Source organism: Geodermatophilus sp. SYSU D00779, from assembly GCF_054050595.1.
The window spans coordinates 119,696-141,998 of record NZ_JBJGZQ010000007.1; the positions used below are offsets into that span (position 1 = coordinate 119,696).

The following is a 22,303-nucleotide window of genomic DNA, read 5'->3' on the forward strand; positions in this document are numbered from 1 at the left end:
ACATGGTCGCAGGCACCCACCGCCCCGGGCGCCGCTGCGGTGGACGCCGGGGTCGACCTCAGCGTCCGCGCGCGGCGAGGGCCTTGAGGCGCTCGTTGTAGGCGGCGAGCTCGGCGTCCTGGGTGCGCTCGGCGACCCGGTCGAGGCGGCGGGCCTTCCGCTGCTCGGAGCCCATCCAGGCGAACAGCACGACCGCCAGGACGAAGACCGTCGGGATCTCGCCGAAGGACCAGGCGATGCTCCCGGCGGTCTGCTGGTCCGCCAGCGGGTCGACGCCCCAGCCGGCCGGCGGGTCGGCGAAGGTCTCCACCACCAGCGAGCCGGCCATCAGGATCGCGACGCCGAAGAAGGCGTGGAACGGCATCGGGAGCAGCAGCTCGACGATCCGGCCGCCGTGGCCCGCCGTCCGGGGCCAGGGGTCCTGGGCCAGGATCGGGCCGAAGAACAGCAGCCCGGTCACCGTGAAGTGGGCCAGCATGAACTGGTGGCCCACCGGGTTGGCCATGAGCGCGTCGAACAGCGGCGTGAAGTAGACCGCGTAGAGGCTGGCCAGGAACAGCGGCAGCGTGAACGCCGGGTGCGACAGCACGCGGGCGACCCGGCTGTGCAGCGCGTCGAGCAGCAGCGCCCGCGGGACGCCGGCCAGCCGCTTGCCGCGCGGCAGGGTCCGCAGCGCGAGGGTCACCGGGGCACCGACCAGCAGCAGGATCGGCACCACCATCGACAGCACCATGTGCTGGGCCATGTGCACGCTGAACAGCACCATGCCGTAACCGTTGAGCCAGGTGCCGGTCACCGCGAACAGCGCGGCACAGCCGGCCACCCAGGACGCCGTCCGCCACCACGGCCAGGTCACGCCCGTGCGGCGCAGCAGCACGACCGCGACCAGGTAGCCGACGAGCCCGAGCAGGCTCAGCACCGCCAACCACGACCAGCCGTCGAGGTGCGGCAGGAACATCCGCCCCCACGTCGGCGGCTCCGCGGGCACCCACATGCCCGGGTGATGACCGTGGTCCACCGCTGCCTCCTGCCGTGCCGTCCACTTGCCACCCCACTGTCCCACCAGGCGACGTGGTGGAACGGCCCCGTCCAGGGCACCGCCGCGGCCCCCTGCGGGGTCCCGCCGCGAGCCTGCGAGTGGCGGGGGACAGGGGGTCCTCCAGCTTCACTCGTGGACCGGCGCCTCGTGGCCGGCGTGCGCCTCGGCCTCCAGCTGGAAGGTGCAGTGCTCGACGTCGAAGTGGTCCCCCAGGCAGGCGCAGAGCGCGTCGAGCACCCGCCCGCCGTGGCCGTCGGCCAGCGCCTCGTCGCTCACGACGACGTGCGCGGAGAGCACCGGCAGGCCCGAGGTGATCGTCCAGGCGTGCAGGTCGTGGACGCCGACGACGCCGTCCACCCTGAGGACGTGTGCCCGCACGTCGTCGAGGTCCACCCCGCGCGGCGCCGCTTCCAGCAGCACGTCGACGGCCTCGCGCAGCAGCGACCACGCCCGCGGCAGCACCAGAGCGGCGATGAGCAGGGAGGCGACCGTGTCGGCCGGCGTCCACCCGGCGGTCGCGACGACGACGGCGGCGACGAGGACGGCGACCGAGCCCAGCGCGTCGCCGAGCACCTCGAGGTGGGCACCGCGGACGGCGAGGGACGCCGAGCGGCCCGAATGCAGCAGCGCCAGGCCGGCGAGGTTGACGGCCAGGCCCACCGCGGCGACGGCGAGCACCACGCCGGAGTCGATCTCGGGCGGGTCCTCGATCCGGCGGACCGCCTCCACGACGACGTAGCCGGCGACGGCCACCAGCAGCAGGCCGTTGGCGACGGCGCCGAGGATCTCCGCGCGCTGCCAGCCGAAGGTGCGCCGTCCGCGGGCGGGACGCTGGGCCAGCGAGACCGCCCCGAGCGCCAGGCCGAGGCCCAGGGCGTCGGTGGCCATGTGTCCGGCGTCGGCGAGCAGGGCCAGCGACCCGGAGACCACCGCGCCGACGATCTCCGCGGCGACCATCGCGACGGTGAGGCCGAGGACGACGGTCAGCCGGCGGCGGTACGCGGCCGAGGCGGTGCCCGTGGGGGCGCCCTGCCCGTGCCCGTGCCCGTGCCCCATCAACCGGCCTCCCCCGCCGTCGCGTCCCGCACGGTCGAGTGTCCCGCACGGCCTCGGTGACGGACGGGAACGGCTCCCTGCAGGGACCCTGGCCCCGTCCCGGGGTTGCGAGGGTCGGGAGGACGGGGTCCTCCTGCGAGTGGCGGAGGGCAGGGGGTCCTTCCTCAGAGCTGGACGCCGCGCTCCCGCAGGTAGGGCACCGGGTCGACCTTCTCGCCGTTGAGGCCGCCGCGGCGCACCTCGAAGTGCAGGTGCGGGCCGGTGGACTGGCCGCGGTTGCCGAGCAGCGCGATGGTGTCGCCCGCGCGGACGACCTGGCCGGCCGAGACGAGGATCTCGTCCATGTGGCCGTAGGCGGTGACGTCGCCGTTGGCGTGCTGGACGAAGACCGCCAGGCCGTAGCCGCTGGCCGGGCCGGCCTCGAGCACGACGCCGTCCATCGCGGCCTTCTCCGGCGTGCGCATGGGCGCGGCGAGGTCGATGCCGGCGTGCGCCCTGCCCCACCGGGACCCGAAGCCGCTGGTCAGCCGACCGCCGTCGACGGGCAGCACCGCCTCGGGGCGGGCGGCCTCCGCGATCGCCGCGGCGGCGAGCCGGTCGGCCTCCGCCTGCGCCTGGGCGGCGGCGGCCTGCTCGGCCTGCCGCGCGGTGCGGCTGGCGGTGAGCTCACCGAGCCGGGCGGCGGCGTCGGCCTCGGGGACCGCGGGCTGCGACCCTCCGTCCAGCCCCAGCTCCTCGGCGACGCTGACCGAGGAGCTCTCGGCCACGTCGGTCCTCTCCGCGGCGCGGTCGCCGGCGGCGAACAGGCCCAGGCCGCTGACCCCGACGAGCGCGGCGGCCAGGTAGGCGGCCGGGCGGCGGGCCGGCGACGGGATCCCGCGGGTGCGGAGGCGGCCCCGTCGTCCGCCGGTCACGACCGGAGCGGCGGAGGCCGGGCGGACGTCCTCGATGCCGGCGCGGGCGACGGCCTCGGCCTGCTGGGTGAGGTCGGCGAGGTCGGGGACCTCGGTGAGCCGGAGCTCCTCGGGGGTGGTGTCCGACGGTCGCGCATCCCCCATGCGGCGCGTCGGGACGTGGTGTGGGGCCGTCTCGCCCTGGTCGACGGGACGGTCGTGGTGGAGCTGGCTCATGCACCTGGCTTCCGGAGGGGACAGGGTCGTCGTGCGGGGTCCGGGGGAAGCGGACGGAAGCCATGTAAACACGTCGTGACCAAATCGTGACTTTCGCGGCGGGGAATAGGGCCCGGATCGGTGGGCGGGATCACGGACGTGCACGGTTGACCGTCGACGTTGCGTCGAGTCCCTCTGACGACATGTGAGCGACACGCCGCGGCGTGGCACGCGGGGGCGCGATCGACATCACGTCGGGGCAGAAGGCCCTTGTCCGAGACCCGTCGACGCCTCCCTGAGGAGCCCACTCCCATGCGCGCAGTGACCTGGCACGGCCGAGCCGACGTCCGGGTGGACACCGTCCCGGACCCCACGATCAAGGACCCCACCGACGTCGTCGTCGAGGTCACCTCGAGCGGCATCTGCGGGTCCGACCTCCACCTGATCGAGGTCATGGCGCCGTTCATGACGGTCGGCGACGTGATGGGCCACGAGCCCATGGGCGTCGTCCGCGAGGTCGGCCCCGAGGTCACCGCGGTCAAGCCCGGCGACCGGGTCGTCGTCCCTTTCAACATCTCCTGCGGCACCTGCTGGATGTGCTCGCAGGGCCTGCAGTCCCAGTGCGAGACGACGCAGAACCGCGAGCAGGGCTTCGGCGCCTCGCTGTTCGGCTACACCAAGCTCTACGGCCAGGTGCCCGGCGGCCAGGCGGAGTACCTGCGGGTGCCCTTCGGCAACACGCTGCCGATCAAGGTCCCCGAGGGGCTGCCCGACGACCGGTTCGTCTACCTCTCCGACGTGCTGCCGACCGCCTGGCAGGCGGTGCAGTACGCGGCGACGCCGCCCGGCGGCACGCTGCTGGTCCTGGGCCTCGGCCCGATCGGTGACATGTGCACCCGCATCGCCCACCACCTGGGCATCGAGGACGTCTACGCCTCCGACGTCGTCCCGGAGCGGCTCGCGCGGGCCACCGCCCGCGGCACGCACGTCATCCGCTCGACGGACAAGGACGACGTCGTGCAGCAGATCCAGGACGCGACCGCCGGCCGCGGCGCTGACGCGGTGATCGACGCCGTCGGCATGGAGGCGCACGGCTCCCCGCTGGCGAGCATCGCCCAGAAGGCGACCGCGGTCGTGCCGGACGCGGTCATGGAGAAGGTCATGCAGGTGGTCGGCATCGACCGGCTGGCCGCCTTCAACACCGCCATCGACGCGGTCCGCCGCGGCGGGACGATCTCGCTGTCGGGGGTCTACGGCGGGGCGACCGACCCCGTGCCCCTCATGCGGATGTTCGACAAGCAGATCCAGCTGCGCATGGGCCAGGCCAACGTCTGGCGGTGGGTGCCCGACATCCTGCCGATCCTCACCGAGGGCGACCCGCTGGGCGTCGACGACTTCGCCACCCACCACGTGCCGCTGGAGCAGGCGCCGCAGGCCTATGCGGACTTCCGCGAGAAGCGGGACGGCGCGGTCAAGGTGCTGCTCAGGCCCTGACCCGACGCGACGGGGACCGGCCTCCCGCGGCCGGCCCCCGTCGCGCATCGGGAGGCCACCTGACCGGCCTGTGACCGGTCGCACCCCGCCACAGCAGGACGCGGGACCAAGGACCCTGGCAGGGTCGGGAGGGAACACCTCGGCAGGACGACGCAGTCCGAGCCCCACCGGATACCGCACCGTCCTGGAGCCGCCCCGTGCCCCGCGCCCTGCTCACCCTCGCCATCGGCGCCTTCGGCATCGGCACCACCGAGTTCGTCGTGATGGGCATGCTGCCCGAGATGGCCGAGGGACTCGGGGTCTCGGTCCCGTCGGTCGGCCTGCTGATCTCCGCCTACGCCATCGGCGTCGTGGTGGGTGCGCCCACCCTGACCGCGCTCGGCGTGCGCTTCCCGCCGCGGCAGACCCTCGTCGGCCTCATGGTGCTGTTCGTCGTCGGCAACGCGCTGTCGGCGGTGGCGCCCACCTACGAGACGCTCGCCGCCGCCCGGGTGCTCACCGCCCTGGCGCACGGCTCCTTCTTCGGCGTCGGCGCGGTCGCCGCCCGCCGGGTGGTCGCGCCCGAGCGGGCCACCAGCGCGATCTCGCTGATGATCAGCGGGCTGACCGTGGCCAACGTCGTCGGCGTCCCGCTGGGCACGTTCGTCGCGCAGCAGACCAGCTGGCGGCTGGTGTTCGCCGCCATCGCCGTCATCGGCCTGGTCACCATCGCCGGGCTGCTGGCCTGGATGCCGGCCGAGCTGGGCGAGCCCGGCGACCTGCGCACCGAGCTGGCCGCCTTCCGCCGCGGTCAGGTGTGGCTGGTGCTGGGCCTGACGATGGTCGGCTTCTCCGCGCTGTTCGCCGTCTACAGCTACGTCAGCCCGATCCTCACGGAGCTGGGCGGCCTGCCCGTGGGGTGGGTGACGCCGGTGCTGGCGCTCTTCGGCGTCGGCACCACCGTGGGCACGCTCGTCGGCGGCCGGCTGGGCGACCGCTACGGCTTCTCCCTCGTCACGGTCGGCCTGCTGGCCACCGCCGTCGTCCTGGCCGTGTTCGCCCTCGTGGCCCGCACCCCCATCGCCGCCGTCGTGCTGCTGGTGCTGTTCGGCGCGCTCGCGTTCGGGCTGGGGCCGGTGGTGCTGAACGGCGTCATCGAGGCCGCGCGGGTGCGCGGCGGCAGCCTGGTCTCCGCGGCCAACCAGGGCGCGTTCAACGTGGCCAACGCCCTGGGCGCCGCGCTCGGCGCGGCGGTGCTGTCGGGGGGCCTGGGCTACACCGCCCCGATCTGGGTGGGCGCGGCCCTGGCGCTGGCCGGCGCCGGGATCGCCGTCGTCGTGCGGGCGGCCGACCGGCGCGACCGGGTGCCGACGACGGCCGGGGCGGACGCCGTCCCCGCGGAGTGCCGCGCCGCCGCCTGACCGTCCGACGACCGGGGTAGGGCCCGGTCATGACGACCCCGACCCCCACCGCGGAACGCTCCGGCCGGTTCTCCCTCGGCGACCGGTCGGTCAACCGGATCGGCTACGGCGCGATGCAGTTGGCCGGCCCGCACGTCATGGGTCCGCCGGCCGACCGCGCCGCCGCCGTCGCCGTCCTGCGCCGGGCGGTGGAGCTCGGTGTCGACCACATCGACACCAGCGACTACTACGGCCCGCACGTGACCAACGAGATCATCCGCGAGGCGCTGCACCCCTACCCCGAGGACCTGACCATGGTCACGAAGGTCGGCGCCGAGCGGACGCCGGCCGGCGAGTGGCCCGAGGCGCTGGCCCCCGAGCAGCTGCGCCGGGCGGTCGAGGACAACCTGCGCAACCTGGGCGTGGAGGTGCTGGACGTCGTGAACCTGCGCATGCCCGGCTTCTCCGAGCCGGTCGAGCGGTCGCTGGCCGAGCCGTTCGAGGCGCTCGCCGCGCTGCGGGAGGAGGGGCTGGTCCGGCACCTCGGGGTCAGCAACGTGACGTCGCAGCAGCTGGCCGAGGCCCGGTCGATCGCTCCGGTCGTGTGCGTGCAGAACCACTACAACCTGGTGCACCGGCACGACGACCCGATGGTCGACGCGCTGGCCCGCGAGGGCATCCCCTACGTGCCGTTCTTCCCGCTGGGCGGCTTCACGCCGCTGCAGTCCGCGGCGCTGGAGACGGTGGCCCGGCGGCTGGAGGCCTCCCCGATGCAGGTCGCGCTGGCCTGGCTGCTGGCCCGCAGCCCCAACCTGCTGCTCATCCCGGGCACCTCGTCGGTGGCCCACCTCGAGGAGAACCTGGCCGCCGGGATGCTCGTGCTCGGCCCGCGGGAGCTCGAGGAGCTCGACGACATCGGCGGCACCCCCACCCCGTGATCGACTCGGCGCCGGACGGGTCGGCCGGACCGGAGGTCAGCGCGGCCGGTCGCCGGCCAGGGCCCGGGCGACCGCGGCGTCCTCCTCGTCGAAGCCGATCTCGCCGACGGCGCCGTGCTGGGCGGCCTGCCCGTCGATCCAGCGACGGTGCGCCTCCCACGCCGACTGGCGGGTGGTCCCCAGGGACCGACCGATCTCCGCCCACGAGGCACCGGTGCCCCGCGCCGTCCGGACCGTCAGCTGCCGCCCCTGGCCGGCCTTCCGGGCGATCACCTCGCCGAGGGCCAGCAGCTCCAGCGCCTCGGCCCGGCTCAGCGGACGGGGACCCCCCGGGTCGTCGGGGTCGGCCAGCGAGTCCCGCCCGCGCAGCTCGTCGAAGCGCCGGACGGCGGTGGCGAGCGTGTGCTCACGGTCGAGGGCGTCGATGTCGGCCATGCCCCAGCGTCCGTCAGGCCAGCCTGACTGTCAAGGTGGCCTGACGGACCATCGGTGGTGTCCCGGCCGTCGACGGAGGGCGGTCAGGACCCGCCGAACTTGCTCCTCGCGAGTTCCTCGACCGCCTGGGGGATCCGGGTCTCGAAGTCGTGGACCCTCGCCCACGTCGGCGTGACGTCGATCCGGACCATCTGGTCGTACAGCGCGTGCACGCCCGCCTCCCACCGCGGGAACTCCTCCGCCGGCGTCACCTTCCGGGCGCCCTCGACGTACTCGGGGAAGACGCCGTCCACCAGCGAGACCTCGGCCGTGCCGCGCACCAGCAGCACGTTGGGTGGCCAGGTCGGTGGGCTGGTGTCGATCGTCAGCGCCACGGCGGGACGGGCCTGCAGGGCGGCGACCTTCGCGGACCCGGGCACCGTGCCGATGACGATCGCCACGCCGTTCCAGGAGAAGCCGACCGGGACGACGCGCGGCGTCCCGTCCCGCGCGACGTAGGCGAGCCGGGCGGGGTTCGCCGACGCCAGCAGCCGGCGCGCGACGGGGTCCTCCATCACCGCACGGATCTCGTCAGCCTCCACGGGACACCTCCTGGCCTCGACGGCGTGTTGCGGCCCCAGCCCTCCGCCGAGGTCGACCGCGTGAGCACCCTCACACACGGGCGACCGGTGGGCCTCCTCACCGGGCGCGCCGCACCCGCGTCTCGTCGAACACCGGCTCGGCCGACTCGTACACCCGGCCGTCGGCGCCGAAGACCAGGAAGCGGTCGAAGGAGCGGGCGAACCAGCGGTCGTGGGTGACGGCGAGCACCGTGCCCTCGAACGCGGCGAGCGCCTCCTCCAGCGACTCGGCCGACAGCACGTCGAGGTTGTCGGTCGGCTCGTCGAGCAGCAGCAGCGTGGCGCCGGACAGCTCCAGCAGCAGCACCTGGAAGCGCGCCTGCTGCCCGCCGGAGAGGGTGCCGAACGTCTGGTCGCCCGACGCCGCCAGCCCGTAGCGGCGCAGCGCGGCCATCGCCCGGCCGCGGTCGACACCCGGCCGGCCCGGCTCCCCGTGCCACAGCAGGTCGACCAGGGTCCGGTCGAGCCAGTCCGGGTGCGCGTGGGTCTGCGCGAAGACCCCGGGGACGACGCGGGCGCCGAGCCGCCACGCGCCGGTGTGCGCGACGTCCTGGCCGGCCAGCAGCCGCAGGAAGTGCGACTTGCCCGCGCCGTTGGCCCCCAGGACGGCGACCCGGTCGCCGTACCAGACCTCGAGGTCGAACGGCCGCATCAGGCCGGTGAGCTCCAGCTGCTCGGCCATGACCGCGCGCACGCCGGTGCGCCCGCCGCGCAGCCGCATCGCGACCTGCTGCTCCGGCGGCCGCTCCGGGGGTGGCCCCTCCGCCTCGAACCTGGCCAGGCGGGTCTGCGCGGCCCGGTACCGGGAGGCCATGTCCGGCGAGTTGGCCGCCTGCTGCTGCAGCGTGCGCACCAGCTCGACCAACCGCGCGTGCTCCTCGTCCCAGCGCCGGCGCAGCTCGGCCATCCGCTCGTGCCGGGCGGTCCGCGCCTGCGCGTAGTCGCCGAACCCACCCCCGTGCACCCACGCCGTCCCGCCCTCGACGGTGACCACCCGGTCGGCGACGCGCGCCAGCAGCTCCCGGTCGTGGCTGACGAACAGCACCGTCTTGCGGGTCTCCCGCAGCCGCTCCTCGAGCCAGCGCTTGCCGGGGACGTCGAGGTAGTTGTCCGGCTCGTCGAGCAGCAGCACCTGGTCCGGACCGCGCAGCAGCACCTCCAGCGCCAGCCGCTTCTGCTCCCCGCCGGAGAGGGTCGAGAGCTCGCGGTACTTGCACCGGTCGTACGGGACGCCGAGCGCGGCGACGGTGACGGTGTCCCAGGTGACCTCGGCGTCGTAGCCGCCGGCGTCGCCCCACTGCGCGAGCGCGTCGGCGTAGGTCAGCTGCGCCGCGTCGTCGTCGGTCTCCATCAGGGTGAGCTCGGCGGCCTCGACCGCGTCCCACGCAGCACGCACGGCCGGCGGCGCGAGGTCGACGAGGAACCGCTGGACCGTCGTGTCGTCGCGGACCGAGCCGATGAACTGGCGCATCACGCCGAGGCCGCCGCTGCGGGCCACCGTCCCGGCCTCGGGGACCAGGTCGCCGGCGACGATCCGCAGCAGCGTCGTCTTGCCGGCCCCGTTCTCGCCGACCAGCGCGGCACGGGCTCCGTCACCGATCCGGAAGGAGACGCCGTCGAGCAGCACCCGGCCATCAGGGAGGGTGTGCCGCACCCCTATCACGTCGACTGAGCCCACCCGGTCATCGTCCGGGCGCTGGCAACCGGTTTCGCCGGCCGCCTGCAGGGCGCCGCCCCAGGCCTGCGAGCAGGGGGTCCTCCGTCAGGCGACGGACTGCAGACGCTCCCGGGCCAGCCGTTCGACGAGCTCGGGCAGCGCCGTGGCGGGCACCCCGCTGAGGTCCTGACGGCAGGTGCGGACCACGGTGCCGATGACCTGCGGACGCAACCGCGTCCGGAACTCGTCGGCGAGTCGGGCCACGGCCTGCTCGACGGCGGGGTCGTCGGTCAGCGTCATGCGGGGGCGCCTCCGTGCGCGGGGGATCAGGTCCAGTGGGCGCCATCGGCACCGGCGTCAACGGTGAACGGTGGACGGGGCCCACACCAGGGACCAAGGTCACCCCGCAACCCAGGGTTGCGGATCGCGATCGGACGGGACGAGGGTGAGCATGGGGTCCGACGCGAGGAGGCTCGGGTGCCGTTCCAGGACCGCAGGGACGCGGGTCGGCAGCTGGGGCGCCGGATGGCGCCCCTCGCCGGGCGGGACGTCGTCGTGCTCGGGCTGCCCCGGGGCGGGGTGCCGGTGGCCGCCGAGGTCGCCCGCGCGCTGGGCGCCCCGCTGGACGTCGTCCTCGTCCGCAAGCTCGGCCTGCCGCGGCGCCCGGAACTGGCGATGGGCGCCGTCGGTGAGGACGGCGTGGTCGTCCTCAACGAGGACGTCCTGGACGCCGCCCGCGTCGACGAGGCGACCCTCGCCGACGTCGAGCGGCGCGAGCGCGCCGAACTCGAGCGGCGGGCCCGGCAGCTGCGCGGCGACCGGGCACGGCTGTCCCTCGAGGGCCGGACGGCGGTGGTGGTGGACGACGGCATCGCGACCGGCGCGACCGCCCGGGCCGCCTGCGAGGTGGTCCGGGCGCACGGTGCGGCGCGCGTGGTGCTGGCCGTCCCGGTCGGCTCGCCGCGCGCCCTGGCCGACATCGCGCCGACCGTGGACGAGGTGGTGTGCCTGGAGAGCCCCCAGCGCTTCGCCGCGGTCGGGCAGGCCTACGCCGACTTCCGGGCGACCGACGAGGAGGAGGTCCTCGCGCTGCTGCGCCGGCCGGCCCCAGCACCCGCGGCGGGGGTCCCCACCCCGCGGGACGAGGACGTGGTCGCCGACGCCGGCCCCGACGGGCTGCCCGGGCACCTGGCCGTCCCCGAGCACGCCGTCGGGCTGGTCGTCTTCGCCCACGGCAGCGGCAGCGGCCGGCACAGCCCCCGCAACCGCGCCGTCGCCGAGGTGCTGCACTGCGCGGGGATGGCCACGCTGCTGGTCGACCTGCTCACCCCGGCCGAGGAGACCGCCCGCGGCCCGGTCTTCGACGTCGAGCTGCTGGCCGGGCGGCTGGCCGCGGTGTCCCGCTGGGCGACGGCCGAACCGTCCTGCGCCGGCCTGCCGCTGGGCTTCTTCGGCGCGAGCACCGGCGCCGCGGCGGCCCTGGTGGCGGCGGCGCGGGACGACGCCGTGCGGGCCGTGGTCAGCCGCGGCGGGCGCCCCGACCTGGCCGGCCCGGCGCTGGCCGAGGTGCGGGCGCCGACGCTGCTCATCGTGGGCGGCCACGACACGCAGGTGCTCGAGCTCAACCGGGAGGCGCAGGCCCGGCTGCGGTGCACCAACCGGCTGGCCGTCGTCCCTGGTGCCTCGCACCTGTTCGAGGAGCCCGGCACGCTGCGCGCGGCCGCCGAGCTCGCCCGTGACTGGTTCGCCACGCACCTCACCGGCGCGGCACGCGCCGGTCCCCCGGCCCGGCGGCGGGCCGATCAGCCCGAGGAGTAGGCGTTGGCGCCGGCCTCCGTCGCGGCGACGGCGTCCTGCAGCAGCGCGGTCAGCTCGTCCCGGTCCACCCGGTCGAGCGAGGAGAAGCGGATGCAGCTCCTCCCGCAGGAGACCCGGCCCAGCCGGTCGGCGCGGGCCTCGGCCAGGTAGGCCCCGTCGACGACGGCGCAGACGTAGAGCGACAGGTGCCGCTTCTGCGCCGCGAGGGCGATCAGCGGCCACGTCGTCGTCTCCCGCGCCGAGCGCGGCCGGTAGGGCATCAGCCCGTAGCCGAGCACCTGCCCCGACCCCGCCGGCACCAGCTGCCGGTCGATGCCCGGCGCGGCGGCCACGACGAGCGCATCGGTGGCGCGCAGCTCGGCCTCGCGCGGGCCCGCCGCGGCGAACCAGTCCTCGATCCCGGCGTCCACGACCCGCCTCCTCAGCCCAGCACGATCGACAGCACCGTGGCCGCGGCGGTGAGCAGCAGCGCGAGCACCACGACCGCGGCGACGAGCCGCCGGCGCCGCTGCGCGTCCGGGCCGCCGGCCCCACCCATCCCCATCACCGGCCGGACGCTACCGCCGGTGGGAGGACCCCGTCCTCCTCACCGCTCGCGCGCTCGCGGCGAGCCTCCGGACGGGGCCGACCCGGTGCCGGCACGGGGGCGACGGCCCAGCAGCAGGGTGTCCAGCGCGGTGCCCGCCGGTGTCTGCCGGCGCACCTGCTCCAGCCGGTCGACGTCGAGCAGCTCGGCCACCGGCGCGAGCCGCCGGACGCTGTGGAGGATCGCCGGGTCCTGCGGTCCGCCGACGCCGTGGGCGACGTTGTCGACGTCGTGGCCGAGGACGAGCAGTCGCCCGCCCGGCCGCAGCCAGCCGACCGCGCGGCGCAGCAGGGTGGTGGTCTGCGCCTCCGGCAGGTGCAGGTAGGCGACGAGCACGAGGTCCAGCGACTCCGGTGGCGCGTCCCACTCCAGCACGTCGGCGGTCACCCAGGTGACGCGGTCGGCACCGGGCCGGCCGCGACCCCGGGCCAGCCCGGTGGCGGAGAAGTCGACCGCGGTCACCCGCCAGCCGAGCCCGGCCAGCCACACCGCGTGCCGCCCCTCCCCCGCCGCCAGGTCGACCGCCGCGCCGGGCGGCAGGTCCCCGACCAGCTCGGCCACCAGCGCGTTGGGCTCGGCCGACCACTGCTGCTGCGCGGCGTAGCGCGCGTCCCAGTCCCCTGCCTGCACGCGCGGAGTGTGTCAGTGCAGGACCATGCCACCGGCGACGTTCAGCGCGTCACCGGTCAGGTAGTCCGCATCGCTGGAGGCCAGGAACACCGCGGCGCGGGCGACGTCGCTGGGCTCGCCGAGCCGGCCGAGTGGGGAGAGCGCGGACCAGGTCGCGACCTCGGGGCGGCTGTGCGCACCCGGATCGCTGTGCTGGACCACGTAGCCCGGGCACAGGCAGTTGACGGTGATGCCGTGCGGGCCCAGTTCGTGCGCAGCGGCCCGGGTGAGCCCCATCACCGCCGCCTTGGACGCCGCGTAGTGGGCCTGCCCGCCTGCAGCGGTGCCCCCGGCGCTGGCCACGTTGATCACCTTGCCGGGGCAGTCCTCGCCGGGTGCCCGGAAGGCGATCATGGCGCAGGCCGCGGCCTGGATGGCGATGAGCATCGACTGGGCCGGCATGGCGAAGGGGTCGCCCAGCTCCGCGGGGTCCATCTCGAGCAACGGCGCGAAGCGCTGCTCGCCGGCGTAGTTCACCAGGACGTCGATCCCGCCGAGCCCGGCGATCGCCTTCTCGATCGCCTCCCTCGTGTCGGTGACGTCGGACAGGTCGACCCGGTAGGCACGCCCGCCGACCTCGTCGGCCAGCTGCACCGCCTCCTCGACGCGCGGGTCCAGCACGGCCACGGTGGCGCCCTCGCTGACGAAGCCGCGGACGATCGCGGCGCCGATGTCCCGCGCGCCGCCGGTGACGACGACGCGGCGTCCGGAGAGCCGGCTCACGCGGGCACCGTCCCGATGGGTGCGCGGCCAGGGTGGTGCAGGAGCTGGAGCATGGATCGTCCTCGTCCGGGTTCGGGTCGCGGCGCGCCGTACCCATTCCGGGCCCGCACCCACCCCCGGCCGGCGGCCGGATCTGTACCGTTTCGCTGGCGGCAGGGTGCAGCCTGCGGGTGGACGGCGCCGGTCCCGGAACGGGCGCTGCGGGCCACTCGTCCCGCGACGCAGCGGATGAGCTGCTGGATGTCACACCGCCCTGCCAGGCTCCCCGGACATGACGCCGTCCCGCGACCTGGCGCTGCTCCGGCTGGTGGCCCAGCGGGTCGCCGGGCCGCCCCCGGCCACGGCGACCGAGGCGGTCCGGCTGCTCACCTGCGTGCAGGGACAGGACCTGCCGGGAGCGCTGACCTCGGTGGCCCTGCGGACGGCGGCGCGCACGCGGGCCGGGGTGGAGGCGGCGCTGGACGCCGGGGAGGTGGTCCGCTCCTGGCCGATGCGCAGCACCCTGCACCTCGTGCCGGCCGAGGACCTGCACTGGCTGCTGGAGCTGTGCGGTCCGCGGGTGCTGGCGGGAGCGGCCAGGCGCCGGGCCGTGCTCGGCCTCACCGAGGCCGACACCGAGCGGGCCCGCGAGCGGGTGACCGCGGCGCTGGCCGGCGGCCGGCGCTGCGGCCGCAAGGAGCTGCTGGCCGTCCTGACCGACGGCGGGGTCGACGTCACCGGGCAGCGCGGTTACCACCTGCTCTGGTACCTCGCGCAGACCGGCACGCTCTGCCTGGGGCCGATGGCGGGCGGCGACCAGGCGTTCGTGCTGCTCGACGAGTGGGTGACCGCGCCGCGGCGGCTGGACCGGGACGCCGGCCTGGCCGAGCTCGCGCTGCGCTACTTCCGCGGCCACGGCCCGGCCACGGTCGCCGACCTGGCGCGCTGGGCCGGGCTGCCGCTCGGCGACGTGCGCGCCGGGGTGGCCGCCGTCCGCGACGAGCTGGCCGCCGTGGAGGTCGACGGCCGCGAGCACCTGCTGGCGCCGGAGACGGCCGACCTGCTGGCCGCGCACCGGGCCGAGGCCGCCGGGCTGTTCCTGCTGCCCGGCTTCGACGAGTTCGTCCTCGGCTACGCCGACCGCAGCTGCGCCGTCCCGCCCGAGTTCGCCGACCGGATCGTGCCCGGTGGCAACGGCGTCTTCCGGCCGACCGTCGTCCACCGCGGGCAGGTGGTCGGCACGTGGGCCTGGACGGGCCGCGGCGGGAAGCGGACGGTGACCGCCACCCCGTTCACGACGTTCCCCGACGAGGTCGCCGCCGCGATCCCGCAGGCGGCCGCCGCCCTGCCGTGAGCCGGCGGTACTCGCGCACCACGAGCACGGTGATCGCGAGGTCGAGCGCCGCGGCGGCCCAGAGCGCCGAGGACCCGGTCCGGACCGCCCGGTACGCCTCGTAGCCGACGAAGACCGCGAGGACGCCGATCGCCACCGGGTACGCGGGCCGCAGCTCGCGCAGCAGGGCCACGACCAGGCCCAGCTTCACCAGGCCGTGGAGGGTCAGGTAGACGACGGCGAACGTGCGGTCGCCCCCGCTCAGCGCCGCCTCCCCCGCCGTGAACCGCTCGGCGAGGGCGCCGCGGGGGCTGCCCAGCAGGTGGTGCGCGACCACCCTTTGGGTCAGCTCCCCGAGCTCCCGGGGGCCCACCAGCGCGAGGGCGACGCCCGCGAGCAGCTCCACCGCGCCGTCGAGTCCCTTGAGGAGCAGGGCGGCGTGCAGCAGCCGGTCGGTGGTCGTGCCGGGCATGCTCCTCGCCGACGACCCGCGGCGTCCAGGCCCGCGAGGTCGCGCTCTCGACGGCGGAGAGGATGGGGGTCGTGCCCGCGGCCCCCCGGTTGACCCCGCTGCTCGGCCCACCGCTGCCCGCGCTCTCGGCGCTGTGGCGGACCGGCGGCCGGCGCGGGGTCACCGCGGCGGTGTGCACGGCCCTGCCGCTGGCCTGCGGCGTCGCACTGGGCCGGGCCGACCTCGGCTCGGCGGCGGCGCTGGCGGCCTTCACCTCCGTCTACGGGCACGCGCTGCCGTACCGGCGCCGGGCCGTCGTCGTGGCGGGCGTCGGCGTCGCGCTGACCGTGGCGAGCACGCTCGGGGCGCTGGCCGGCGGGCACCCGGTCGTCCTCGCGCTGCTGTGCGGCGCGCTGGCCGCCGCGGCCGCCGCGGCCACGCTGCACTGGCGGATCGGCCCGCCCGGCCCGCTGGGCCTCGTGCTGGTCGCCGGCGGGTCGAGCGCGCTGGGCACCGGCCCAGCCGACCTGGGCGCCCACGCGCTGGCCGCCGCGGCCGGGGCGACGCTGGCCTGGGCCGGCTGCCTGCTGCCGTGGCTGTGGGACCCGACCGGCCCCGAGCGGCGGGCGCTGGACGCCGCCGACGCCGCGGTCACGGCCGTCGAGCGCGGCGGGCAGAGGGCGCCGCTGCCCGCTGCGGTCGCGCACACGGTGCGGGTGGCCGACGTCGCCGTCCGCACCGGCAGCCGGCGGGGCGACGGCAGCCTGCGGGACCGCCTGGACGGCGTCGAGCAGCGGTTCCTGCGGGCACTGCCGGTCGTCGGACCGGACGTCGCCCTGCCTCCGGTCACCGGCGCCCCCGGGACCCGCTGGTGGCACGCCCCCCGGACGGCGACCGCGCTGCGGACCGGCACCGGGACGGCGGCGGCCGGCCTCTCCGCCGCGGCGCTGGGCCTGTCGAGCCCCTACTGGGCGGCGAGCACCGCGGTGAGCGTCCAACTGGGCACCGACGCGCGGGCGACCCGGGTGCGAGCGCTGCAGCGCGCGGTCGGCACCGCGCTGGGCGTGCTGGTCGCCGGGGCGCTGGTGTGGGCGGACCTCCCGGTGGGCGTGGAGGTGCTGCTCGTCGCGGTGCTGCAGCTGGCCGTCGAGCTGCTCATCGCCCACCAGTACGTGCTGGCGGTCACCTGCATCACGCCGCTGGTGCTGCTGCTGGTGCACATCGGCGCACCCGGCCGCTCCGGCGCCGCCCTGGTGGTCGAGCGGCTGGCCGAGACCGGGGTCGGCGTCGTCCTCGCCCTCGTCGTCGGGCTCTCGCTGCTGCCCCGGGCGGCCAGCCGGCGGCTGCCCGGCGCCGTCCGCGCCACCACCGAGGCCGCCCGCGCCGCGGTCGCGGCCGCGCCGGGCGGCCCCGCCGACGACCGGCTGCGCGAGGCGCTGGTGCAGCAGGGCGAGGTGGCCGCCGCCGCCCGTGCCGAGCTGTTCCCCGGCCCGGCCGCGACGGCCTGGACGACCCGCGCCCGGGCGGTCGCCGACCTCGGCTGGGGGCTGCTGGGCGCCCGTGCCCGGGGCGACGACGACCTGGCGGCGTCGCTGGCGCGGCGGCTCCCCAGCTGACCGCGGCTCAGCTCTCCAGCTGCTGCGCGAACCGCTCCAGGTCGTCGAGCACCAGCCCGGCGCCGAGCGGGCCGATCGCCAGGAACCAGCGGTCGTCGCTGACCTCGAACGCCCGGCGCTGCTGGACCGCGGTCAGCCCCTGCCACAGCCCGCCGGAGGTGGTCTCCCCCGCCGCGGTCCGACCCTCGTCGCCGTAGGAGGCGTGGAAGAGGAGGTCCCCGTCGGCCTGGTCGATCTGCTCCGGGCTGACCTCGACGAAGGTCTCGGCCGTGCGCTGCACCTCCGGCCGGGCGAAGCCCACGTCGCCGAGGACGTCGCCGATGAACGAGCCCTTCCCGTAGAGGCGGACCGCCGACCCGTCGAGGAAGCGCACCACGCTCACCTCGGTCGTCCCCGGGTCGCCGTAGAGGGCGCCCACCTCGGCGGCGCGCTCCGCGTACCCGGCGAGCAGCTCCTCCGCCTGCTCCGACCGGCCGAGCGCCTCCCCGGCCAGCCGCAGGTTGTCCTCCCACGTCTCACCGATCGCCTCGGCGTAGACGGTCGGCGCGATCGCCGAGAGCTGGTCGTAGACGTCGGCGTGCCGGACGGCGTTGGACAGGATGAGGTCGGGCTCCAGCGCGGCGATCTGCTCGAGGGCCGGCTCGGCGATCGTGCCGACGTTCGCTATGGCGGCCGGATCGACCCCGGCGTCCTCGATGTAGCCCGGCAGCTCGTCGCTGACCCCGGTGCGCACGGCGCCGACCGGGGTGACGCCCAGCGCCAGCACCGCGTCGAGCTCACCGGTGTCGAGGACGACGACCCGCTCCGGGATGCCGGTGATCTCCGTGGTGCCCGCAGCGTGCTCGACCGTGCGCACCTCCCGGGCCGCGGTGGACGGCGCCGACGCCGTCGTCCCCTCGTCCGCCGAGCCGCAGCCGGCGAGCACCAGCCCTGTGACCAACGGGACCGCGCCCCACACCGTCGTGCGCACAGCCGCCCTCCTCCCGGCGCCGGTCCCTCCGACGCCGGGATCAACTTAGGGCAGCCTTGCCTATGCCGGATTGACGGGGTCGGCCCGCTCGACGACGAACACCGGGATCTCCCGGTCGGTGCGCTGCTGGTACCGCTCGTACTCGGGGTAGACCGCGACGGCCCGCTCCCACCACTGCCGCTTCTCCTCGCCGGTCACCTCGCGGGCCACGCCGTCCCACGGCTCGGGCCCGTCCTGCACGGTGACCTGGTCGGGGTGGGCGCGCAGGTTGGCCACCCACGCCGGGTCCTTCGGTGCGCCACCCTGCGAGCCGACCATCGCGTAGGCGCCCTCGTGCTCGACCCGCATCAGGCCGTTCTTGCGGACCTTCCCGGTCTTCGCACCGCGGGTCCAGAAGATGGCGATCGGGATCCCGGTGTCCCGCAGCGTGTTGGCCTCCCGGCCCCCGGTGGCCTCGTAGCGCTCGACCTGCTCGCGCACCCAGGCCTCGGTACTCGGTTCGTACTCACCCTGCAACGGCATGCGCCGACCGTAGGGCGGCCACCGGCGCCCGGCAGGGCGAGTCCGACGGACCCGTGCCGATGGGAGCGGCGGCCAGGTGGATGCTCCGCTGCGGGTTCGTCGGACACGCCCTAGGTGTACCCGGCCAGGACGTTGGTGACGGCGGACCGGGCTTGAACGAAGGAGAACCTCCGAGTGGGGTGTGGCTTGTCGAAGGCCCACTCCCTGCTCGGAGGTTCTCGTGTCCCACGCTAATGCCCGCACGACTGTGCATGGCCGGCTGTTGATCGTTGCCCGGCACCGGGCCGGTTGGCGTCCGGCGCACATCGCCGCGGCGATGGGGATCTCCCGCAAGTGTGTGCGGACCTGGGTCACCCGCTTCCAAGCCGAGGGAGAGGCCGGGTTGGCCGACCGGTCCAGCCGCCCCCACACCAGCCCGCGGCGCACTCCGGTCGAGGTGGAGGACCGCATCGTCGAGCTCCGTGGCCGGCAGCGCCGGGGCCCGGCGTGGATCGGCGCCGAGCTCGGCGTGCCGGCCCGCACCGTCTCCCGCGTCCTGGCCCGCCGGGGGCTGCCACGGCTGGCCGCGCTGGACCCGATGACCGGCCAGGTCATCCGGGCCTCGAAGACCACCGCAGTCCGCTACGAGCGGTCCCGGCCCGGGGAGCTGGTGCACATGGACGTCAAGAAGCTGGCCCGCATCCCCCACGGCGGCGGCTGGCGCGCCCACGGCCGCCCCGCCCGCGAACAGACTCGGGACCGCACGGTCAAGGTCGGCTACGACTACGTGCACTCCCTCGTCGACGACCACTCCCGGCTGGCCTACTCCGAGATCCTCACCGACGAGAAGGGCGCCACCTGCGCGGCGTTCCTCACCCGCGCCGCGGCCTACTTCGCGACCCACGGCATTCCCCACATCGACCGGGTGATGACCGACAACGCCTGGGCCTACCAGCACTCGATCAAGGCCGCCTGTGCCCAGCTGGGAGCTCGGCAGAAGTTCATCAAGCCGCACTGCCCGTGGCAGAACGGCAAGGTCGAACGCCTCAACCGCACCCTGGCCACCGAGTGGGCCTACCGGCAGGCCTTCACCAGCAACGACCAGCGCGCCGCCGCCCTTGCTCCGTGGATCGAGCACTACAACACTCAGCGCCGCCACAGCGCACTCGGCGGCCACCCACCCATCAGTCGCCTGGCACCAACCTGATGGCCGGACACGCCCTAGGGAGCGCTGAAGTCGATGGTGTGCGGCACGAAGAAGCTCAGGTTGTCGGTGACCAGCCCGTCGCTCTCGCGGATGCCCAGCCCGGCCGGCTCGCCGTCGACCACCCAGGCGCCGAGCACCGGGTGGTGCGGACCGTCGACGCCGGCGAAGTCCGGCAGCGGCGCGAACTCCTGCACGACCCAGCCCTCGGTGCCGTACCGGCCGGGCAGCTCCACGGCCACCTGCCCGTCGCGCACGATCTGCACGTTGGCACCCTCCCGGCCCCACAGCGGCTTGCGCACGTACGTCCGCCAGGAGGACGGCACCTCGTCGGCGAAGTAGGCCGGCAGCAGCAGCGGCGACAGCGCCGGGTCGCTGCCGAACAGCTGCCACAGCACGGGCAGCAGCGCCTTGGTGCTCCACAGCATCTTGTAGGCCGGTTCCACCCAGGTCGTGCCGCCCGGGCGGGCGGCGTCGGCGAGCACGGCGGGGCCGAACTCGTCCTCGATCAGCCACTCCCAGGGGTAGAGCTTGAAGACGACGTCGAGATGGCGGCCCTGCGGGTCGTAGAACCGACCGTCCCCGTCGTCGAGCGCGATGTCCTCGACGACGAGCTCGATCGCCTCGTAACCGGCCTGCACGACGGTGTCCATCAGGTAGGCGACGGTCATCCGGTCCTCGCCGGAGCGCTCCTCCGACGTCCAGGCCAGGTGCACCCGCGGGCGGACGCCGGTCCGCCGCTCCCAGCGCAGCAGGTTGCGCTGCCACGCGGCGACGAGCTTGTCGTGCAGGGCGTTCCACTGGTCGCGGCCCTGCCCGGTGAACAGGTGCCAGTTCCACTGGGTGACGGCGGACTCGACCAGGCCGGTCGGGGTGTCGGCGTTGAACTCCAGCAGCCTGGGTGGGCCCTGCCCGTCGTAGCGCAGGTCGAAGCGCCCGTAGACGCTCGGCGGCTCGGCCTCCCAGGTGCGCCGGATCTCCGGGCGCGCGATCGGCGGGATGCCCATCCGGTCGAACAGGTCGTGCTCGATGACGTGGTCGCCGGCGGCCACGCACATCTCGAACAGCTGGGCGACCCAGCCCTCGAGCCGCTCGACCTCCGCCATCGTGAAGTCGTAGAACGGCCCCTCGCGCCAGTAGCTGCGCACCTCGCCGCCGGGCAGCTCGGTGCGGTTGTAGACCAGTCCCTGGGCCTCGACCTCGGCCTCCCAGCCGGGACGCACCACCCCCGCCTCGACGCGCCTCACGCCCTCGCTCCCCTCGGACTCCCGCCGATGCTCAGCTGCCCGCGCCGGTGCCGGCCCGGCTGCCGGAGTCGCTGCCGCCCACCCCCGAGCCGATGCCGCCGGTGACCCGCGTGCCCGCGGCGACCCGGCCGGTCGAGGGCAGGCCGGCGCGCTGCCGGGCCGCGGTGTCGCGCGGGTCGATCCGGGTGCCGCCGCGGGGCAGCACGGTGCCGACCGGCAGGCCCGGGCGGAAGCCGCCGAGGTAGAGGAAGAACAGCCCCGCGCCGGGGCCGCGGTAGTCGTCGTCGCAGTAGTCGTCGTCGACGATCTCGCCGTCCTCGTTCGTGCAGTAGGCGACCTGCTCCTGCTCCTCCTCGTCCGTGCCGCAGGCGGCGAGGAAGCCGGTGGCCGCGGTCGCCAGCACCGTCGTCGTCAGTGCGGCGCGGACGCGGTTGGAGACCGCCATGTGCTCTCCCGGTGTCGGAGGTGTGTCGGCCGACCCTAGATCGTCCCGGTCGGACGGTGGCCCGGCCCGCATCCGGGTGCCGGATCCGGGCCGGAGTCGTACGGTTCGGCCCCTGAGGTCCGAAGCCGTGCGGAGGCGCTGATGTCCGACCGCCAACCCCCCGAGATGGCCCAGGTCGCCAGTGAGACCGGGGCGAAGAAGATCCACCGCACCTGGGACCGCGTGCTCGTGAGCGCCTTCCTCGGTGGTGCCTACATCGCCTTCGGCGCGCTGGTGGCCATCACCGTCTCCTCGGGCCTGGACCCGGCCACGTGGGGCACCCTGCCCACGCTCTTCATGGGCGCGGCCTTCACCCTCGGCCTGATCCTCGTGCTCATCGCCGGCTCCGACCTGGCCACCGGCAACATGATGCTGGTCCCGCTGGGCGCCATGCACGGACGACTGACCCTGGGCGACGTCGGGAAGAACCTCACGCTGGTGCTGGTCGGCAACCTGCTCGGCGCGCTGTTCGTGGCCTACTTCCTCGCCGTCCAGACCGGGGTGATCGGGACGCCGGGGGCCTCGGGCAGCGCAGCTCTCACGCACGACCGGCTGGCCTCGATCGCCGAGGCCAAGGCGCTGCACGAGTCCCCGTGGCAGGTGTTCCTGCGCGGCCTCGGCTGCAACTGGCTGGTCTGCCTGGGGGTGTGGATGTCCCTGGCGGCGTCCTCGGTCTCGGGCAAGGTGCTCGCCGTCTTCCTGCCGATCATGGCGTTCGTCGCCATGGGCTTCGACCACGTGGTGGCCAACATGTTCTTCCTGCCGGCGGCGATCTGGGCCGGCATCCCGGACATCGGCTGGGGCGACGTGCTGCTCAACTGGCTGCTGGCGGGCGCGGGCAACCTGGTCGGCGCGGTGGTCTTCGTCGCGACGTCCTACTGGTACCTGTTCCTGCGCGACCAGCCGGCCGAGCAGCCCAGCCGCACGCCGGTCGGCGGGGAGGCCGCCGAGCGCGCATGACCCGACCCCGTCGGGGGCACCGCCGCTCCGGATGG

General features: G+C 75.3%; 24 protein-coding genes. 8 read left to right on the forward strand and 16 right to left on the reverse strand.

All coding sequences use genetic code 11. The features are described from left to right. Positions 1 to 58: 58 nt before the first annotated feature. The 3 genes from ACI79G_RS07610 to ACI79G_RS07620 form a co-directional block, all read right to left on the reverse strand. Positions 59 to 1,018, reverse strand: coding sequence for a cytochrome c oxidase assembly protein (locus ACI79G_RS07610; RefSeq protein ID WP_456880527.1), 960 nt, complete (start codon positions 1,016 to 1,018; stop codon positions 59 to 61). A 147-nt stretch (positions 1,019 to 1,165) separates the two neighbouring features. Further along, complete coding sequence (locus ACI79G_RS07615) at positions 1,166 to 2,095, reverse strand: cation diffusion facilitator family transporter (protein ID WP_456880528.1); 930 nt, start codon at positions 2,093 to 2,095, stop codon at positions 1,166 to 1,168. Between the two features lie 164 nt (positions 2,096 to 2,259). After that, entirely contained in the window at positions 2,260 to 3,225 is a 966-nt protein-coding gene (locus tag ACI79G_RS07620; protein ID WP_456880529.1) for a M23 family metallopeptidase, read from the reverse strand. A gap of 291 nt (positions 3,226 to 3,516) precedes the next feature. Here ACI79G_RS07620 and ACI79G_RS07625 point away from each other — a divergent pair, with 291 nt between their 5' ends. The 3 genes from ACI79G_RS07625 to ACI79G_RS07635 all read left to right on the forward strand — a co-directional run bounded on the left by ACI79G_RS07625 (position 3,517) and on the right by ACI79G_RS07635 (position 7,015). Further along, on the forward strand, positions 3,517 to 4,698 hold the full coding sequence (locus ACI79G_RS07625) for an alcohol dehydrogenase catalytic domain-containing protein (protein ID WP_456880530.1): 1,182 nt from the start codon (positions 3,517 to 3,519) through the stop codon (positions 4,696 to 4,698). A gap of 197 nt (positions 4,699 to 4,895) precedes the next feature. Then, positions 4,896 to 6,098, forward strand: coding sequence for an MFS transporter (locus ACI79G_RS07630; RefSeq protein ID WP_456880531.1), 1,203 nt, complete (start codon positions 4,896 to 4,898; stop codon positions 6,096 to 6,098). Between the two features lie 29 nt (positions 6,099 to 6,127). Beyond that, complete coding sequence (locus ACI79G_RS07635; RefSeq protein WP_456880532.1) at positions 6,128 to 7,015, forward strand: oxidoreductase; 888 nt, start codon at positions 6,128 to 6,130, stop codon at positions 7,013 to 7,015. A gap of 36 nt (positions 7,016 to 7,051) precedes the next feature. On the opposite strand, the gene ACI79G_RS07640 is transcribed toward ACI79G_RS07635, so the two are convergent. The 4 genes from ACI79G_RS07640 to ACI79G_RS07655 all read right to left on the reverse strand — a co-directional run bounded on the left by ACI79G_RS07640 (position 7,052) and on the right by ACI79G_RS07655 (position 10,027). Further along, positions 7,052 to 7,450: a hypothetical protein gene (locus tag ACI79G_RS07640; protein ID WP_456880533.1), complete on the reverse strand. Its 399-nt coding sequence runs from the start codon at positions 7,448 to 7,450 to the stop codon at positions 7,052 to 7,054. A gap of 83 nt (positions 7,451 to 7,533) precedes the next feature. Beyond that, positions 7,534 to 8,031 carry a pyridoxamine 5'-phosphate oxidase family protein gene (locus ACI79G_RS07645; protein WP_456880534.1) on the reverse strand — a complete coding sequence of 166 codons (498 nt, stop codon included), beginning with the start codon at positions 8,029 to 8,031 and terminating at the stop codon, positions 7,534 to 7,536. A gap of 97 nt (positions 8,032 to 8,128) precedes the next feature. Then, positions 8,129 to 9,748 (reverse strand): ABC-F family ATP-binding cassette domain-containing protein, encoded by a 1,620-nt coding sequence (locus ACI79G_RS07650; RefSeq protein ID WP_456880535.1) that lies wholly within the window; start codon positions 9,746 to 9,748, stop codon positions 8,129 to 8,131. Between the two features lie 84 nt (positions 9,749 to 9,832). Next, positions 9,833 to 10,027: a three-helix bundle dimerization domain-containing protein gene (locus ACI79G_RS07655; RefSeq protein WP_456880536.1), complete on the reverse strand. Its 195-nt coding sequence runs from the start codon at positions 10,025 to 10,027 to the stop codon at positions 9,833 to 9,835. 177 nt (positions 10,028 to 10,204) lie between these two features. Between ACI79G_RS07655 and ACI79G_RS07660 the strand changes: the two genes are divergently transcribed. After that, positions 10,205 to 11,545, forward strand: coding sequence for a phosphoribosyltransferase family protein (locus ACI79G_RS07660; protein ID WP_456880537.1), 1,341 nt, complete (start codon positions 10,205 to 10,207; stop codon positions 11,543 to 11,545). Here the strand turns inward: ACI79G_RS07660 and ACI79G_RS07665 are convergent. The 4 genes from ACI79G_RS07665 to ACI79G_RS07680 are packed head-to-tail and all read right to left on the reverse strand — an operon-like array spanning position 11,530 to position 13,523. Continuing rightward, positions 11,530 to 11,955, reverse strand: coding sequence for a DUF1801 domain-containing protein (locus ACI79G_RS07665; protein ID WP_456880538.1), 426 nt, complete (start codon positions 11,953 to 11,955; stop codon positions 11,530 to 11,532). The genes ACI79G_RS07660 and ACI79G_RS07665 overlap by 16 nt on opposite strands. A gap of 11 nt (positions 11,956 to 11,966) precedes the next feature. After that, positions 11,967 to 12,089 (reverse strand): hypothetical protein, encoded by a 123-nt coding sequence (locus tag ACI79G_RS07670; RefSeq protein WP_456880539.1) that lies wholly within the window; start codon positions 12,087 to 12,089, stop codon positions 11,967 to 11,969. A 42-nt stretch (positions 12,090 to 12,131) separates the two neighbouring features. Then, positions 12,132 to 12,761 carry a class I SAM-dependent methyltransferase gene (locus ACI79G_RS07675; RefSeq protein ID WP_456880540.1) on the reverse strand — a complete coding sequence of 210 codons (630 nt, stop codon included), beginning with the start codon at positions 12,759 to 12,761 and terminating at the stop codon, positions 12,132 to 12,134. Between the two features lie 12 nt (positions 12,762 to 12,773). After that, positions 12,774 to 13,523, reverse strand: a complete 750-nt coding sequence (locus ACI79G_RS07680; protein ID WP_456880541.1) for an SDR family NAD(P)-dependent oxidoreductase — start codon at positions 13,521 to 13,523, stop codon at positions 12,774 to 12,776. 271 nt (positions 13,524 to 13,794) lie between these two features. On the opposite strand from ACI79G_RS07680, the gene ACI79G_RS07685 reads away from it, so the two are divergent. After that, positions 13,795 to 14,856: a winged helix DNA-binding domain-containing protein gene (locus ACI79G_RS07685; RefSeq protein ID WP_456880542.1), complete on the forward strand. Its 1,062-nt coding sequence runs from the start codon at positions 13,795 to 13,797 to the stop codon at positions 14,854 to 14,856. Here the strand turns inward: ACI79G_RS07685 and ACI79G_RS07690 are convergent. After that, complete coding sequence (locus ACI79G_RS07690; RefSeq protein WP_456880543.1) at positions 14,795 to 15,307, reverse strand: DUF2127 domain-containing protein; 513 nt, start codon at positions 15,305 to 15,307, stop codon at positions 14,795 to 14,797. The genes ACI79G_RS07685 and ACI79G_RS07690 overlap by 62 nt on opposite strands. 71 nt (positions 15,308 to 15,378) lie before the next feature. On the opposite strand from ACI79G_RS07690, the gene ACI79G_RS07695 reads away from it, so the two are divergent. After that, positions 15,379 to 16,902: an FUSC family protein gene (locus ACI79G_RS07695; protein WP_456880544.1), complete on the forward strand. Its 1,524-nt coding sequence runs from the start codon at positions 15,379 to 15,381 to the stop codon at positions 16,900 to 16,902. Positions 16,903 to 16,909: 7 nt separating this feature from the next. Here the strand turns inward: ACI79G_RS07695 and ACI79G_RS07700 are convergent, their stop codons facing one another. Then, complete coding sequence (locus ACI79G_RS07700; protein WP_456880545.1) at positions 16,910 to 17,872, reverse strand: ABC transporter substrate-binding protein; 963 nt, start codon at positions 17,870 to 17,872, stop codon at positions 16,910 to 16,912. Between the two features lie 60 nt (positions 17,873 to 17,932). Further along, the gene (locus tag ACI79G_RS07705; protein WP_456880546.1) at positions 17,933 to 18,394 is read right to left on the reverse strand and encodes a nitroreductase family deazaflavin-dependent oxidoreductase; all 462 of its coding nucleotides are present in this window, start codon (positions 18,392 to 18,394) and stop codon (positions 17,933 to 17,935) included. A gap of 220 nt (positions 18,395 to 18,614) precedes the next feature. On the opposite strand from ACI79G_RS07705, the gene ACI79G_RS07710 reads away from it, so the two are divergent. Further along, positions 18,615 to 19,580, forward strand: coding sequence for an IS481 family transposase (locus tag ACI79G_RS07710; RefSeq protein ID WP_456880547.1), 966 nt, complete (start codon positions 18,615 to 18,617; stop codon positions 19,578 to 19,580). A 14-nt stretch (positions 19,581 to 19,594) separates the two neighbouring features. On the opposite strand, the gene ACI79G_RS07715 is transcribed toward ACI79G_RS07710, so the two are convergent. Together ACI79G_RS07715 and ACI79G_RS07720 are read right to left on the reverse strand one after the other, a co-directional pair. Then, positions 19,595 to 20,824, reverse strand: a complete 1,230-nt coding sequence (locus ACI79G_RS07715; RefSeq protein WP_456880548.1) for a glutathionylspermidine synthase family protein — start codon at positions 20,822 to 20,824, stop codon at positions 19,595 to 19,597. A gap of 31 nt (positions 20,825 to 20,855) precedes the next feature. Next, a complete protein-coding gene (locus ACI79G_RS07720; RefSeq protein ID WP_456880549.1) occupies positions 20,856 to 21,269 on the reverse strand; it encodes a hypothetical protein in 414 nt (137 codons plus the stop codon). A 141-nt stretch (positions 21,270 to 21,410) separates the two neighbouring features. On the opposite strand from ACI79G_RS07720, the gene ACI79G_RS07725 reads away from it, so the two are divergent. After that, a complete protein-coding gene (locus tag ACI79G_RS07725; RefSeq protein WP_456880550.1) occupies positions 21,411 to 22,268 on the forward strand; it encodes a formate/nitrite transporter family protein in 858 nt (285 codons plus the stop codon). The last annotated feature ends 35 nt before the right edge of the window (positions 22,269 to 22,303 follow it).